Below are 15546 nucleotides of genomic sequence, written 5' to 3'. Positions count from 1 at the left end.
TGGCATCTGTGATAATCGATTTTATTGTATACATGTATTTATGACAATACAAATTATAGTTGAAGCAGTGCATGATGGCGGCCCGCCCATCGGCCGCACAGCGCCAGCCACGCCTACAGGGTAAAATGCCAAGTTGATTCGAAAAAACACACTCAGGAATATCATGGAAGCTGAACGCCAAAACCACCTCGCAGCCCGTCTGGACGACTATGAAGAGCGGCAATTGGCACTTCGGAGGTATCTTTGACTACGATGCCAAGTCAGAGCGCCTGCAAGTCGTCAATGCCGAGCTGGAAAGCGCGGAGGTCTGGAACGATCCCAAGCACGCCCAGGACCTAGGCCGCGAAAAGAAAAGCCTGGAAAATGTAGTGCATACATTGTTCGAATTGGGCACGGGTCTGGCCGACTCAAAAGAACTCTTCGAACTGGCAGCCGGCGATCACGACGACAGCACACTGGAGGCCATTGAACACGATTGCGATGCCTACGGTGAACGGCTTGAAGCGCTCGAGTTCCGGCGCATGTTCTCGAACCCGGCCGATCCCCTGAACTGCTTTCTGGATATCCAGGCCGGGGCCGGCGGCACCGAAGCGCAGGACTGGTCCTCGATGCTGCTGCGCCAGTATCTGCGCTACTGCGAACGCAAGGGCTTCAAGGCCGAAGTACTGGAAGAGTCCGATGGCGAAGTCGCCGGCATCAAATCGGCCACCATCAAGATCGAAGGCGATTACGCCTTTGGTTTCCTGCGCACCGAAACCGGCGTGCACCGGCTGGTGCGCAAAAGCCCCTTCGACTCGGCCAATGGCCGGCATACTTCATTTGCCAGCGTTTTCGTTTATCCGGAAGTCGACGACTCGATCGAAATCGAGATCAACCCTGCCGACCTGCGGGTCGATACATACCGCGCCAGCGGGGCCGGCGGCCAGCACATCAATAAAACCGATTCGGCAGTGCGCATCACGCACATACCCAGCGGCATCGTTGTCCAATGCCAGAATGACCGGTCGCAACACCGTAACCGGGCCGAGGCCATGCAGATGCTGAAATCGCGCCTGTACGAGCTCGAGCTGCGCCAGCGCATGGCGGAGCAGCAAAAGATGGAAGACGCCAAGACCGACGTGGGCTGGGGCCACCAGATACGCTCCTATGTGCTGGATCAAAGCCGCATCAAAGATTTGCGCACCAATGTCGAAATTTCGAACACGCAGAAAGTGCTGGATGGCGATCTCGACCCGTTCATTCAGGCCAGCCTGAAGCAAGGCGTCTAATGCCCAGCCCAGCCATTATCACTGCGACACTGGCGCCGCGCGGGGCACACTGTCCCGCGCCGCCATATATGTCTTTGGAGACCTTCTTATGAGTCTATCAACTGTTGCCATTATCAGCGGAGCTTCCAAAGGCCTAGGCCAGGCATTGGCGCTGGGCCTCATGAAGCCGGACACGCAAATCATTACACTGGCGCGCAACCATCACGCGGCGCTTGCGCAGCGGGCATCCGAAACCGGCTGCTCCCTGCAGCAGATTCAGGTTGACCTGGCCAGCCCCAGTGCGGCGGAACACTGCGCCGAACAGGTAATGAATGGCCTTGCGGCCGGTGCGCAACGCTATCTGCTGATCAATAACGCAGGCACCGTCGAACCCATACTCCCGGCGTCGAGCCTGAACAGCGCAGCTGGCATCACGGCCGCCTTCAACCTGAATGTAACCAGTGTCATGCTCCTGACCGCGGCATTCCTGCGCGCCACCGCGGCATCCAAGGCCGAGCGCCGGATTCTGAATATTTCTTCCGGAGCCGGGCGCAATGCCACCCCGGGCTGGGGCGTTTATTGCGCGACCAAGGCCGCACTGGACCGATATTCGCAAGTCCTTGCCGTCGAGGAAGCCGACAGCGCGCGTATTGTGTCGCTGGCCCCGGGCGTCATCGATACCGGCATGCAAGAACGTATCCGCGCCAGCGATCCCAAAGACTTTCCAAACCTGTCCCGCTTCGTCGATATGCATGAGCAGGGCCAATTGGCCTCACCCGCAGCAGTGGCTGCAAAAATCCTCCAATACATCGATCGCGACGATTTCGGCGCTACCGTACTCGATGACATACGAAATTACGCCTGATACCAATAATCATGACTGAACCTACGCCCACTACGCCCGCATCCGACGAAAATCACCTGATCGCCGAGCGTCGCGGCAAACTGGCCAGGCTGCGCGCCGAAGGGCTTGCCTATCCCAACGATTTCACACCCGACAGCTCGGCCGCCGAGCTGCATCAGGCTTACGACGCGCTCGACAAGGAAGCGTTGGCCGCCATAGGCAAAAACGTCAAGATTGCCGGCCGCATGATGCTCAAGCGCGTCATGGGCAAAGCCAGTTTCGCCGCCTTGCAGGACGGTTCGGGCCGCATCCAGATTTATCTCGATCGAGGCAGTCTCGGCGAAGACCACTATGCGGGTTTCAAGACCTGGGATATCGGCGACATTATTGCGGTCGAAGGCAAGGTATTCAAAACCAATAAGGGCGAGCTCTCGGTGCATGCCGACACAGCGCGCCTGCTGACCAAATCACTGCGCCCCCTGCCCGACAAATTCCACGGCGTGGCCGACCAGGAACTGCGTTACCGGCAGCGCTATGTCGACCTCATCATGACCGAGGAAACCCGCCGCACCTTTACGGCGCGCAGCAAGGCCATAGGCAGTATCCGCCAGTTCATGCTCGACCATGGGTTCCTGGAAGTCGAAACACCCATGCTGCACCCCATCCCCGGCGGAGCCAGCGCCAAGCCTTTCGAAACGCACCACAACGCCCTGGACATGGACATGTTTCTGCGCATTGCGCCCGAACTGTACCTGAAACGGCTGATCGTCGGCGGATTCGACCGCGTTTTCGAAGTCAACCGCAATTTCCGGAACGAAGGAGTCAGCCCGCGCCATAACCCCGAATTCACCATGATGGAGTTCTACGCGGCCTATACCGACTATCGTTGGCTCATGGACTTTACCGAATCCCTGATTCGCGCAGCCGCCATGGCTGCCTGCGGCGGCACGACCCTGATCTACCAGGAGAAAACGCTGGATCTGGGCCAGCCCTTCGACCGCCTGACAATTGTTGAAGCCATACTGAAATATGCGCCTGGCTACACCCGGGAACAACTACGGGACGAAACCTTTTTGCGCGCCGAGCTGAAAAAGCTGGGAGCCGACATTCATGGCCCCGTGCTGGCCAGAGCCGGCGTCGGAGCCTTGCAGCTTGCCCTGTTCGAGGAAACCGCCGAATCCAAATTGTGGCAACCCACCTTCATCATCGACTATCCGGTCGAAGTTTCGCCGCTGGCACGCGCCTCGGATACACAGGCTGGGATTACCGAGCGCTTCGAACTTTTTGCCACCGGCCGGGAAATCGCCAACGGCTTTTCAGAGCTGAACGACCCCGAGGACCAGGCAGCGCGCTTCCAGGCCCAGGTGCAGGCCAAGGATGCGGGCGACGAAGAAGCCATGTATTACGATGCCGATTACATCCGTGCCCTGGAATACGGCATGCCTCCCACCGGCGGTTGCGGCATAGGCATCGACCGCCTGGTCATGCTGTTGACGGACAGCCCCAGCATACGGGATGTCATCCTCTTCCCGCACCTGCGCCGCGAAGATTGACGCATTCCACGGTATCAGCCTTCCGACGACAGTAGGGGCGGCCCCGACGGCCGCCCGCCACCGCACCGATCCACCCGGGCAGGCACAGGGCCTGCCCCTTGGGCCCCCTCCCCTGGTGCTGCGACCCTAGGCCAGGCCTTCCACCGCTTGTGCCCATTTATGGGCGACAACGGGCGATGTGGCGCAGGTGGCAATGTCGGTCACCACGCGAACGGCTCTTTCAAGCAGTTGTATATCGGCTTCATGCTGGCGTGCAACGTGAGGGTCTTCAAAGAAAATAACCCGCTGGCAACGCTGTTCCAGCACCAGCTCGGCGATCTGCGCGTCGCCGCCCAAGGGCCCGCTTAAATAAGCCTGCACCCACGGTTGCCCGCCGGGCCATCCGCGCGACCAGGCAAGCTCATTCAGGCGTCCGCTGGTGGTGCCCGTGCCTATGCGCGACTCGAACCTCGACAAAAGGTCGAAATGGCGGCTCGCAAAATCGACCATCTGGTCTTTGAGAGCGTCGTGCGCAATCAGGGCAACCGTTTTTTGCGAAAAATCAAACAACCGCCTGGTTTCGGCCGTAGGAGCCAGGCCCGCGTGCAGGCGCTCCACCTCGATCCACTCGACAGCACCGGCAACGGTGGAAATAAAGGGTCGGCCGTGAGTAATGCACTGGCGCTTCAAGGCCAGGGCCTCTGGAAAGATGGATGAAGGATCCACAGGATCGATGAGATAAATGGCGCCATCGAACGGCGGCGCTCCGTCGCGGCTCTCGGTAACCCGGGCCACCAGCTTCATCAGGCCGCCGTCACGGCCGTAGGGATAGCGGACCAGCCCTGCATAACCGCGCAACAAGCCGGATTGCTCAATCGCATGATAGGTGCGCCCGACGGTATAGAACTCGATACCCAGCTCTTTGATCGCCGGGCCGGATCGCTCAAGCCAATTGAATATCGCCGCATCGGGAGTTTCGTGATGCAAGCGGTTGGCCGCCAAGCCAAAACGTAACGTAGGAAGAGCCATGGCTGTCAGGACGGGAAGAGTTGGGCGAAGCAATAATATACCCGAGAGCCATGGGCATCCGGAGAACCACGCACATCCCATCGCCCATCACGGCCTGAAAAGAAACACAGGCGGCCCTGCGGATCATTGCCGCGTTTACAACTCGTCGATCCACGTCATCTGGATGGCTTCGAGTATCCGCTCGCCGCAACGCGCAGGATCATCATCAAAGCCAGGCAAGGCTTGTATCCAGTCGCGCAAATCCGTAAAACGCACTTGCCTGGGGTCCACATCGGGGTGGGCTTCCTGCAAGGCCTCGACGATCTCGTAGGTATCGGTCCAGCGCATCAGTGGCTTTCCTTGGCGTGGTTAACGGAGTATTTGGGTATTTCCACCACAAGGTCGGCATGGCCCACCTTGGCCTGGCACGACAGGCGTGACACGGGAGTAAGCCCCCAGGCGCGATCCAGATAGTCTTCTTCGTTGTCGGTGGCATCTTCCAGCGAGCCGAAGCCTTCACGCACAATGATGTGGCAAGTAGTGCAGGCGCAGGACAATTCGCACGCGTGCTCAATCTCGATCTGGTTGTCCAGCAAAACCCGGCAAATCGATTCCCCGGCCGGCGCGGTTTCGATCACGAAACCTTCCGGACAGACCTCGGGGTGCGGTAAAACTGTAATCTTGGTCATGACAATTCTCTTACTCCGTCAGCTCGTCGAGCCTGCGGCCCGACAAGGCGGCACGTATGCTGCGATCCATGCGCAATGCGGCAAAGGCATCGGTCGCAAGGCTCAAGGCCTTGGCCGCGGAACGAACCGCCTCGATATCGGCCGAAGCCTGAGCTTCGGCGGCTTGGGCCAGACGCTGAACAATTCTTTCGTGCTCGGCAGGGCTTAATAAATCGGCATCGGCAGCCAATGCGACCGTCACCGACTCGATCAGTTGTTTGATTTCCACCTGCTGCTCGCGCAATGCGCGAGCCTTGGCATCGTCATCGGCATTGGCCATGCCATCGGCCAGCATTTGCGCCACCTCGTCATCGGACAATCCGTAGGACGGCTTGACGGAAATCGTAGCTTCGACTCCTGTACTTTCTTCGCGGGCCGCCACGTTGAGCAAGCCATCCGCATCGACCTGGAAGGTAACGCGAATACGGGCGGCGCCTGCCGTCATGGGTGGAATGCCGCGCAATTCAAAACGGCCCAAAGAACGGCAATCGGACACCAGCTCCCGCTCGCCCTGCACGACGTGTATGCTCATGGCCGACTGTCCATCCTTGAACGTTGTGAATTCCTGCCCCCGTGCAACTGGAATCGTGCTGTTGCGCGGTATGACACGTTCAACAATGCCGCCCATGGTTTCCAGGCCCAGAGACAGCGGAGTCACATCCAGCAACAGCCAGTCTTCGCCCGCGGCCCGGTTTCCCACCAGCAAATTGGCCTGCAAAGCCGCACCCAGCGCCACGACCTGATCGGGATCCAGATCGATCAACGGCACAGTGCCGAACAGACGTCCTACTTCGCGATGAATTACCGGCATGCGTGTTGCGCCGCCCACCATCACCACGCCTTTAATCTGCTCTTTGTCGAGCCCCGCATCGCGCAGTGTGCGTGTGGCGCGATGCAGCGTGCGCTGCACGAGGCCCTGCGTCCAGCCTTCAAACTGTTCGCGGCCAATGGTGCAGCGAATCCGCCTGGCATCGGACAAATCGGCGTTGAACTCGACTGCGGATTCGGTCGACAAGGCCTCGCGAGCCGCACGGGCGGCCAAACGCAAGGCACGCTGATCGCCCTTGCCCAGATTGCCCAGGCCCTGGGCCGCAACGACGCGATTCACAATCTCGGCATCGAAGTCGTCGCCTCCCAGACTGGTGTCGCCGCCCGTGGCGACGACTTCAAATACACCCTGGGCCAAGCGCAGTATGGAAATATCGAAGGTGCCGCCCCCCAGGTCGTAGACCGCATAAATACCCTCGGCGCCATGATCCAGGCCATAGGCGATAGCCGCCGCGGTCGGCTCGTTGAGCAGACGCAGTACCGTGAGACCCGCCAAACGGGCTGCATCGCGTGTCGCCTGGCGCTGCGCATCGTCGAAATAGGCGGGGACCGTGACGACCGCCCCCACCAGTTCGCCGCCCAGCACGCCCTCGGCGCGCTTGCGCAAGGTTTCCAGTATGCGGCTGGAAACCTCCACAGGGCTGAAGTCGCCCTGAACCGTGCGCAGCTTGACCATTCCCGGCGCGTCGACGAATTCGTAGGACACGCCCTCGCGGCGGGCCTCGTCGAGCGACCGCCCCATAAAGCGTTTGACCGAGGCCAGCGTATTCAAGGTATCGTCGGCCTGATATTCAATCGCCGCATAACCGACGTCCACAGCCCCCGAATCCCTGTACCGTACGACTGAAGGCAACAGGGCCCGGCCATCGGCGTCGCGCAATATTTCGGGAACACTATTGCGTACCGATGCCACCAGAGAATGGGTCGTACCCAGATCGATGCCGACAGCCAGCTTACGTTGATGGGGAGCCGGCGATTCGCCTGGCTCCGAAATTTGCAATAAAGCCATAGTGTTTAATTCTTACGGTCGTTTAGATCGTGATGTGCGGACTGCACTTCCTGGGAGAATTTCTCGACGAACATCCATTCGCGCACTTTGTCCGACGCCTGTTCATAATCGTGCTTCTGATCGATCAGGCGGATCATGGCGTCGTGCATTTCGGCGCGGGAGCGGCGTATGTCTTCTTCCAGGGAATCAAAAACATCGACACGATGCTTTTCGCGAGCATGATCGAGCCGCTCGCGCCATTCCATTTGGCGCATTAGAAAGCCATCATCCATGCGCGTATTGCTTTCAGCCTGCAGGTCGCAGCCCGAAAGCTCGCACAGATAGCGAGCCCGGTTCAAGGGCATTTTAAGCACCCGATAAGCCTCGTTGATCGTCGACGCCCACTGCATCGCCACCCTGCGTTCGGCGGGGCTTGCCGTCGCATAGCGATCAGGGTGGACTTTGGCGGCAAGCTCGCGCCATGTCTTTTCTAAAACCGAATTATCGAGTGCGTAGCGGGGAGGCAGGCCGAACAACTGAAAATAATTGTCGCTCGCCACATTACACCGTAAAGGACTCGCCGCACCCGCAAGTGGCCTTTTCGTTGGGATTGGAAAATTTGAATCCTTCGTTCAAGCCTTCGCGCGAGTAGTCAAGCTGCGTGCCCTCGAGGTAAGGCAGGCTCTTGGGATCGATATAGACTTTGACGCCAAGCGATTCGATCAGGATGTCTTCCGAATCGGGCTCATCGACATATTCAAGCTTGTACGCCATGCCGGAGCAGCCGGTAGTACGAACGCCCAGCCGCAAGCCAACGCCTTTGCCGCGTTTCTCGAGATAACGACCGATGTGGTCGGCCGCTTGTTGTGTAAGCGTGATTCCCATGATTACTCCTGGTGCTTCTCTTTGTAGTTGCGAACGGCTGCCTTGATCGCGTCTTCAGCCAGAATCGAACAGTGAATCTTGACTGGCGGCAAAGCCAGTTCTTCGGCGATCTGCGTATTGCGAATGTCCATGGCCTGGTCGAGCGTCTTGCCCTTGACCCATTCAGTCACCAAGGAACTGGATGCAATGGCCGAGCCGCAGCCGTAGGTTTTGAAGCGCGCATCTTCGATAATACCGGATTCGTTGACCTTGATCTGCAATTTCATGACGTCGCCACAGGCGGGAGCACCCACCATGCCGGTTCCGACACTGTCATCGGATTTATCGAACGCGCCTACATTACGAGGATTTTCGTAATGATCAAGTACTTTTTCGCTGTAAGCCATGTGTGCTCCTGATTAATGTGCGGCCCATTCGACCGAATTCAAGTCGATGCCGTCCTGGGCCATTTCCCACAGCGGCGACATATCGCGCAGCTTGCCGACGCGGCTGGCCAGCAGTTGAACCGCAAAGTCGATCTCTTCCTGGGTTGTAAAGCGACCGAGCGTAAAACGTATGGAACTGTGGGCCAGCTCGTCGTTGCGGCCCAGGGCGCGCAATACGTACGAGGGTTCCAGGCTGGCCGAGGTGCAGGCCGACCCGCTCGATACGGCCAGCTCCTTGATTGCCATGATGAGCGACTCGCCCTCGACATAATTGAAACTGACGTTGAGGTTATGGGGTACGCGCTTATCCATGTCGCCATTCAGATAGACTTCTTCTATTTTCGAAAGCCCGTTCCAGAGGCGGTCGCGCAACATGCGTATCCGCTCGTTTTCAGTACCCATCTCTTCGCGGGCCAGACGGAACGCCTCGCCCATGCCGACGATTTGATGGGTGGCCAGCGTGCCCGAACGAAAACCGCGCTCGTGGCCGCCGCCGTGCATCTGCGCTTCGACGCGGATGCGAGGCTTGCGGCGAATATACAAAGCGCCTATGCCTTTGGGGCCATAGGTTTTATGTGCCGAGAACGACATCAGGTCGACCTTGAGCTCTTGCAGGTCGATCCCGACCTTGCCGGTTGCCTGTGCCGCATCGACATGAAAAACAATGCCCTTTTCGCGGCAGATATCGCCGATTGCAGCAATGTCCTGAATAACACCGATTTCATTGTTGACGAACATGACCGACACAAGAATCGTGTCGGGACGCAATGCCGCTTTAAACGCGTCGAGATCGAGCAAGCCGTCGTCCCGTACATCGAGGTAGCTAAGCTCGAACCCTTGCCGCTCAAGCTCCCTGCAGGTATCGAGCACCGCCTTGTGTTCGGTTTTCACCGTAATGACATGCTTGCCACGCCCGGAATAGAAGCCCGCCGCGCCCTTGATGGCCAGATTGTTCGACTCGGTTGCCCCTGAGGTCCACACGATTTCGCGCGGGTCGGCATTGACCAGTTTTGCGACATCGGCGCGCGCCTGCTCAACGGCCTCTTCGGCTTCCCAGCCGTAAGCATGGCTGCGCGAAGCGGGGTTGCCAAACTGCTCGTACAGCCACGGCACCATTTTGTCGACCACACGCGGATCTACTGGCGTGGTGGCAGAATAGTCTAGATATACAGGACGTGAAAACATTGAACCAACTCCCAAAAATCCTTACGCCGCCACTGACGATGCGATTTTCACATCGGGCGAACGGTTAAGACGAACTTCGGACTGCGCCTGCGAGGCCTCGTGAAGCAAACGCATGCGTTGCTGATCGACCAGATCTTGCAGGGAAACGGAATCCAGGTAATCAACCATTTTACGATTAAGCGTAGACCAAAGTTCGTGTGTCATGCATTTGCCGGTATTGCCGATTCGGCCCACCGTGCAGTCTTCTTTGCCACCACAACTGGTCGCATCCAATGGCTCGTCGACAGCGAAAATAACGTCGGCCACCGTAATATTCCGGGCCAGCCGCGCCAGCGAATACCCCCCGCCGGGACCACGCACGCTTTCGACCAGCTCGTGTCGGCGCAATTTGCCGAACAGCTGCTCGAGGTACGACAGCGAAATGTTCTGACGCTGGCTGATGGCAGCCAAAGTAACCGGGCCGCTTTGTTGCCGTAACGCCAAATCAATCATGGCTGTCACCGCAAAACGCCCTTTAGTCGTTAAACGCATGGTGATTTCCTTGCCAAAGCCTGATGTACACAAGTAAACAGATATAGCCGGCGACTTTATACCCGACTAAATGAGTCAAGTATAGCAAATTCCGGACTAATTTGGTACAGATTCAGGCATGAGGAGAAAATCGGACACTTCAGATAAAAAAAACCGCGGCAATCGCGCGGTTGGCTGAGGGGCTTTTAAGCCGCCTGATATTGAGTCGCGCGCTTGCGCACCAGTTCGAGCACACCCTGGCAGGCGTCTTCGAGATAATCGAGCACCTTGCCAAACCCTTCGGGCCCGCCATAATAAGGATCGGGTACGGTAGCTTCTTCGAATTCGTTGGCAAAGCGCATGAGCAGCATGAGCTTGTGCTGGTAAATTTTGGGGCATTGCTGTTGCAAGGCGGACAGGTTTTCCCAGTCCATGGCCAAAATCAGGTCGAACTCGCGGAAGTCGTCGGCCGTAACCAAACGGGCCGTACTGCCGGATATTTCGTAACCACGCTTGCGCGCCGCCGCCTGGGCGCGCGCATCGGGAGCTTCGCCGATATGAAAGCTGTGGGTACCAGCAGAATCGACGCCTACAACCCCGGATAATCCGGCATCGTCGATCAAATGGCGAAATACGCCTTCTGCGCTCGGCGAGCGACAGATATTACCCATGCAAACGAAAAGTACCTTAGTCATCATAGGTGAAAGTGTGAGGGAAAACCCGAGATAAGGCAAGGCCTTTTTGCGATGTCACAATTCATCAAAGGCTACACATTGACAAAAATAAAAACGCAACTACATTAAGGCCTTATCGATGTTTCAAGGTCTTTTGAAGCAGGCGATTTAGCCAATTTACCGGCAATGAAGCGGCCTTATTCGTGCACTGCAACAATTGATCTTCCACCCATTCGAAAAACACCCGATATCAAGGTAAACCCCTAGATAACACGTGGTCATCATAGAATTGTTACATGACGGAGTCACGTTCGAATTGCCACGTCCAAAAGCCCTGCAATGTTGGTATTTTGCAACATACTGATTCAAACGCGGCGCAATATCATCTTAGCCAAATCCAATACTATTCGTAATAAGCCGTCCGGCCACCCTTCAACTCAGCAAGGCACGTTGCTTGAGCCGGTTGAGCGAGTCGCGCGCGGCGGCCGCCTGCTCGAACTCCAGGTTTTTGGCATGATCCATCATTAATTTCTCCAGGCGCCTAATTTCCTTGGCCAGCGATTTTTCGTCGACCAGCACATCCGGCGAAATATCATCGGCCGCCGAAACGGGCTGAGCGGCAGCCATCACGCCGTCAATCATTTCGCGAACCGCCTTGTCCACGCCCCGGGCGGTAATACCATGCTCTTTATTGAAAGCCGTCTGTTTGATGCGCCGGCGTTCGGTTTCGCCCATTGCCCGCCGCATCGAATCGGTAATGCGATCGGCGTACAAAATGGCTCGCCCATGCAGGTTGCGAGCCGCTCGCCCAATGGTTTGTATCAGGCTGCGTTCCGAGCGCAAAAATCCTTCTTTATCCGCATCCAGAATCGCCACCAGGGACACTTCAGGTATGTCCAGCCCCTCGCGCAATAGATTGATCCCAACCAGCACGTCGAATACACCCAGGCGCAGATCACGAATGATCTCAACCCGTTCGACAGTATCGATGTCCGAGTGCAAATAGCGTACCTTCAAGCCGCTTTCATTGAGATAATCGGTCAGATCCTCGGACATGCGCTTGGTCAGCGTAGTCACCAGCACACGTTCCCGTACCTCGACACGCAGCTTGATTTCCCCCAGCAGATCGTCGACCTGCGTCAGGGCGGGCCGGACCTCAACCACGGGATCCACCAGACCCGTGGGCCGCACCACCTGCTCCACCACATTATCGGCGTGTTCTTTTTCATATACGGCCGGCGTCGCGGAAACAAAGATGCATTGACGCATGCGCTGTTCGAACTCTTCAAGCTGCAAAGGCCGGTTATCCAGCGCGGAGGGAAGCCGAAAACCAAATTGCACCAGCGTTTCCTTGCGCGAACGGTCGCCCCGATACATGCCGCCCAGCTGGCCCACGGTGACATGGCTTTCATCGATAAACATCAAGGCATCGGCAGGCAGGTAATCGATCAGCGTCGGAGGAGGTTCGCCCGGAGCCGCACCCGACAGATGGCGCGAGTAATTTTCGATGCCCTTGCAAAACCCAAGTTCCTGCAGCATTTCCAGATCGAAGCGGGTACGCTGCTCGAGCCGCTGCGCCTCGACCAGCTTGCCGTCCTTGACCAGGAAATCCAGGCGTTCGCGCAATTCCAGCTTGATGGTCTCGATAGCGCGCAGCACCGTCTCGCGCGGCGTCACATAGTGCGAACTGGGAAAGACGGTGAAGCGCGGCACCTTTTGCTTGATCTTGCCGGTCAGCGGGTCGAACATCTCCAGGCTTTCGATTTCCTCGTCGAACAAAGTAATGCGCAGCGCCAGTTCGGCATGCTCGGCCGGGAACACATCGATGGTTTCGCCACGGGCGCGAAAGTTGCCGCGCACGAACTCCACGTCGTTGCGCTCGTACTGCATGGCCACCAGCCGCGCCAGCAATTCCCGGCGCGGAATCGTATCGCCCGCCCGCAGTGTCAGCACCATTGCATGGTAATCGCCCGGATTGCCTATCCCGTATATGCACGACACCGTACCGACAATAATCGTGTCGCGCCGCTCGAGCAGGCTTTTGGTGGCCGACAGGCGCATCTGCTCGATGTGCTCGTTGATGGACGAGTCTTTTTCGATAAAAAGATCGCGAGCGGCGACATACGCTTCCGGCTGGTAGTAGTCGTAATACGACACAAAATATTCGACCGCATTATTCGGGAAAAACTCGCGCATTTCGGAATACAACTGCGCCGCCAGGGTTTTATTGGGAGCCAGCACGATGGCAGGACGGCCCGTGCGGGCAATCGTATTGGCCATGGTGAAGGTTTTCCCCGAACCCGTGACGCCCAGCAGGGTCTGGAACATCAAGCCGTCGTTGATACCGTCGACCAGCGAGTCGATGGCCGCAGGCTGATCCCCCGCCGGCGGATAGGGCTGGTACAACTGAAAGGGACTATTCGGATATTCGACAAAGCCGGGAGCGTTCATGCTGGACACGATAAGGGTAAACCCCTTATTATCTCACCATTGCTCCTATTCTCTCTACCCCCACCCACTAACCTCCCAAAATGAACTCACTTTTCGAATCAGTCGAACTCGCTCCACGCGACCCTATTCTTGGCCTGAACGAGCAATACAATGCCGATACCCGTGGCAACAAAGTCAACCTGGGCGTGGGGGTCTACTGCGACGATCAAGGCCGGATTCCCCTGCTGAATGCCGTTCATGCCGCTGAAGTCACCCGCATCGAAGCCGCTGCCGCTCGCGGCTATCTACCCATAGACGGAATCGCGGGCTACAACAAAGGCGCGCAAACGCTGCTGCTGGGCAAAGACTCCCCGCTGGTTGCCGAAGGCCGCGTGTTGACGGCTCAGGCTCTGGGTGGCACCGGCGCCCTCAAGATCGGCGCCGACTTCCTCAAACAATTGCTGCCCAACGCCAAGGTCCTCATCAGCGATCCCAGCTGGGAAAACCACAGGGCCCTGTTCGAACGGGCGGGCTTTGCGGTCGATACATACCCCTACTACGACGCCGCCACCCACGGCCTGAATTTCGATGGCATGCTGGCCTGCCTAAAGGCCCTGCCGCCACAGACAATCGTGGTCTTGCACGCTTGCTGCCACAACCCTACCGGTGTCGACCCCAGCTTTGCGCAATGGCAGCAAATCGCCAAAGTCGTCAAGGATAAACAGCTGGTTCCTTTCATGGACATTGCCTACCAGGGTTTCGGCGACGGCCTGGAAGAAGACGCGTCGGTGGTGCGCATGTTTGCCGAACAAGGCCTGAACATGCTCATCAGCTCCTCATTCTCCAAATCATTCTCGCTTTACGGCGAACGCGTCGGCGCCCTGACCATGGTGTCGGCCAGCAAGGAAGAATCAGGCCGGGTTCTAAGCCAGCTCAAGCGTGTAATTCGCACCAACTATTCCAACCCTCCCACCCACGGTGGTACCGTGGTTTCCATGGTGCTGAACTCGCCCGAACTCTTCAAGATCTGGGTTGGCGAGCTTGCCGGCATGCGCGAACGCATACGCGCCATGCGCACGCAACTGGTCGAAAAGCTGAAATCCCATGGGGTCAAGCAGAATTTCGATTTCGTGCTGTCGCAGCGCGGCATGTTTTCCTACTCGGGCCTGACTTCCGCACAAGTCGATCAGTTGCGCGACGAACATGGCGTTTACGCGGTCAGCAGCGGCCGCATCTGCGTGGCGGCCCTCAACAGCCGCAACATCGACTACGTGGCGCAAGCCGTCGCCGAAGTATTGGCAAAATAGCGGTCCATTTAGCGGTCCATTCGTTTTTCCGGCGGCAAACACTTGATTTTTTGTATTGTTTGCCGCAGAATCCAAGCTGTACATAAATACAGCTTATTTCGCAATGGCCGCCAAACTCACCGAGCGTCAACAACAAATCCTCGACCTCATCCGGGCCGAGATCACGCGCACCGGCTTCCCGCCCACCCGCGCCGAAATCGCGCGCGCGCTTGGCTTCAAGTCGGCCAACGCAGCCGAAGACCATCTCAAGGCGCTGGCTAAAAAAGGGGCTATCGAGCTCACCGCAGGCGCCTCGCGCGGTATCCGCCTCAGGGACGATGCAGCCGCCTCCGTTCAGTCGCCGTCCTCCATGCTTGCGCAATTATTGCTACCCATAGTCGGCCGCGTGGCCGCCGGCAGCCCTATTCTGGCTACCGAGCACATCGAGCGCGAAATCGGTGTAGAACCAGCTTTGTTCAGCCAGGCGCCCGACTACCTGCTGCGCGTACGCGGCTTGAGCATGCGCGATGCCGGCATACTCGACGGCGACCTCCTGGCTGTCAAAAAAACCCCTGAGGCGCGCAATGGCCAAATAGTGGTGGCCCGCCTGGGCGACGATGTCACTGTCAAGCGTCTGTCCAAATCCGGCAGCCGCATCGAACTCCTGCCCGAAAACCCCGATTTCAAACCTATCGTGGTGGGGCCTCAAGATGAGTTCTCCCTGGAAGGCATTGCCGTGGGGCTGATACGCACTACGCCGCTGAACTGAAGCCTCGTACTCAGGGCGGCAGCCGCAAGTCTTTTCCAGCGTATTTTCGGTTCGAGTGTTTACAGAACTGAACGTGTTTCAGTCGATTATTTTTGAGCCGTTCGTTCAGGTTTGAGCTTATTACTTTGTACTTTGGACGGTAGTTCTGTAAAGACGCCGCAGGGTGGGCGGTGCTGTGCAGTCCGGCACGTCCAGCGGTCGAGGTGC

General features: G+C 57.8%; 17 protein-coding genes. 5 read left to right on the top strand and 12 right to left on the bottom strand.

The window, feature by feature from the left end; all coding sequences use genetic code 11:
- The first annotated feature begins 163 nt into the window (after positions 1 to 163).
- From prfB to lysS, 3 genes are all read left to right on the top strand, one after another.
- A protein-coding gene (gene prfB, locus ACYVIS_RS14140; RefSeq protein ID WP_232742906.1) for a peptide chain release factor 2 occupies positions 164 to 1268 on the top strand; the annotation gives its coding sequence in 2 pieces (ribosomal slippage) (positions 164 to 244 and positions 246 to 1268; 1104 coding nt in all).
- 88 nt (positions 1269 to 1356) lie between these two features.
- Positions 1357 to 2112, top strand: coding sequence for an SDR family oxidoreductase (locus ACYVIS_RS14135; RefSeq protein ID WP_232742905.1), 756 nt, complete (start codon positions 1357 to 1359; stop codon positions 2110 to 2112).
- A gap of 11 nt (positions 2113 to 2123) precedes the next feature.
- Positions 2124 to 3644, top strand: coding sequence for a lysine--tRNA ligase (gene lysS, locus ACYVIS_RS14130; RefSeq protein ID WP_232742904.1), 1521 nt, complete (start codon positions 2124 to 2126; stop codon positions 3642 to 3644).
- Between the two features lie 126 nt (positions 3645 to 3770).
- On the opposite strand, the gene ACYVIS_RS14125 is transcribed toward lysS, so the two are convergent.
- The 11 genes from ACYVIS_RS14125 to uvrB all read right to left on the bottom strand — a co-directional run bounded on the left by ACYVIS_RS14125 (position 3771) and on the right by uvrB (position 13305).
- Positions 3771 to 4652 carry a methylglyoxal synthase gene (locus ACYVIS_RS14125; protein ID WP_232742903.1) on the bottom strand — a complete coding sequence of 294 codons (882 nt, stop codon included), beginning with the start codon at positions 4650 to 4652 and terminating at the stop codon, positions 3771 to 3773.
- Between the two features lie 135 nt (positions 4653 to 4787).
- Complete coding sequence (gene iscX, locus ACYVIS_RS14120; protein ID WP_232742902.1) at positions 4788 to 4979, bottom strand: Fe-S cluster assembly protein IscX; 192 nt, start codon at positions 4977 to 4979, stop codon at positions 4788 to 4790.
- Entirely contained in the window at positions 4979 to 5320 is a 342-nt protein-coding gene (fdx, locus tag ACYVIS_RS14115; RefSeq protein ID WP_232742901.1) for an ISC system 2Fe-2S type ferredoxin, read from the bottom strand. Before fdx ends, iscX begins: the two co-directional genes overlap by 1 nt.
- 10 nt (positions 5321 to 5330) lie before the next feature.
- Positions 5331 to 7196 carry a Fe-S protein assembly chaperone HscA gene (gene hscA, locus ACYVIS_RS14110; RefSeq protein ID WP_232742900.1) on the bottom strand — a complete coding sequence of 622 codons (1866 nt, stop codon included), beginning with the start codon at positions 7194 to 7196 and terminating at the stop codon, positions 5331 to 5333.
- A gap of 5 nt (positions 7197 to 7201) precedes the next feature.
- Positions 7202 to 7735, bottom strand: coding sequence for a Fe-S protein assembly co-chaperone HscB (gene hscB / locus ACYVIS_RS14105; RefSeq protein ID WP_232742899.1), 534 nt, complete (start codon positions 7733 to 7735; stop codon positions 7202 to 7204).
- Between the two features lies 1 nt (position 7736).
- Positions 7737 to 8060 (bottom strand): iron-sulfur cluster assembly protein IscA, encoded by a 324-nt coding sequence (gene iscA / locus ACYVIS_RS14100; protein ID WP_232742898.1) that lies wholly within the window; start codon positions 8058 to 8060, stop codon positions 7737 to 7739.
- A 2-nt stretch (positions 8061 to 8062) separates the two neighbouring features.
- A complete protein-coding gene (gene iscU / locus ACYVIS_RS14095; RefSeq protein ID WP_232742897.1) occupies positions 8063 to 8446 on the bottom strand; it encodes a Fe-S cluster assembly scaffold IscU in 384 nt (127 codons plus the stop codon).
- Positions 8447 to 8458: 12 nt separating this feature from the next.
- Positions 8459 to 9670, bottom strand: coding sequence for an IscS subfamily cysteine desulfurase (locus ACYVIS_RS14090; RefSeq protein WP_232742896.1), 1212 nt, complete (start codon positions 9668 to 9670; stop codon positions 8459 to 8461).
- A 21-nt stretch (positions 9671 to 9691) separates the two neighbouring features.
- Positions 9692 to 10201, bottom strand: coding sequence for a Fe-S cluster assembly transcriptional regulator IscR (gene iscR, locus ACYVIS_RS14085; protein WP_232742895.1), 510 nt, complete (start codon positions 10199 to 10201; stop codon positions 9692 to 9694).
- Between the two features lie 185 nt (positions 10202 to 10386).
- Positions 10387 to 10878: a low molecular weight protein-tyrosine-phosphatase gene (locus tag ACYVIS_RS14080; protein WP_232742894.1), complete on the bottom strand. Its 492-nt coding sequence runs from the start codon at positions 10876 to 10878 to the stop codon at positions 10387 to 10389.
- Positions 10879 to 11286: 408 nt separating this feature from the next.
- Positions 11287 to 13305 carry an excinuclease ABC subunit UvrB gene (gene uvrB, locus ACYVIS_RS14075; RefSeq protein WP_232744516.1) on the bottom strand — a complete coding sequence of 673 codons (2019 nt, stop codon included), beginning with the start codon at positions 13303 to 13305 and terminating at the stop codon, positions 11287 to 11289.
- Between the two features lie 80 nt (positions 13306 to 13385).
- Here uvrB and ACYVIS_RS14070 point away from each other — a divergent pair, with 80 nt between their 5' ends.
- Together ACYVIS_RS14070 and lexA are read left to right on the top strand one after the other, a co-directional pair.
- A complete protein-coding gene (locus ACYVIS_RS14070) occupies positions 13386 to 14591 on the top strand; it encodes an amino acid aminotransferase (RefSeq protein ID WP_232742893.1) in 1206 nt (401 codons plus the stop codon).
- Between the two features lie 103 nt (positions 14592 to 14694).
- Positions 14695 to 15339 carry a transcriptional repressor LexA gene (lexA, locus tag ACYVIS_RS14065; RefSeq protein ID WP_232742892.1) on the top strand — a complete coding sequence of 215 codons (645 nt, stop codon included), beginning with the start codon at positions 14695 to 14697 and terminating at the stop codon, positions 15337 to 15339.
- A gap of 10 nt (positions 15340 to 15349) precedes the next feature.
- Here the strand turns inward: lexA and ACYVIS_RS14060 are convergent.
- Positions 15350 to 15546: hypothetical protein (locus ACYVIS_RS14060; RefSeq protein WP_460874232.1), on the bottom strand; the 197-nt coding region annotated here is incomplete at its 5' end.

The organism is Paralcaligenes ginsengisoli (assembly GCF_054781135.1).
This window is presented reverse-complemented; position numbering and strand designations above follow the sequence as displayed.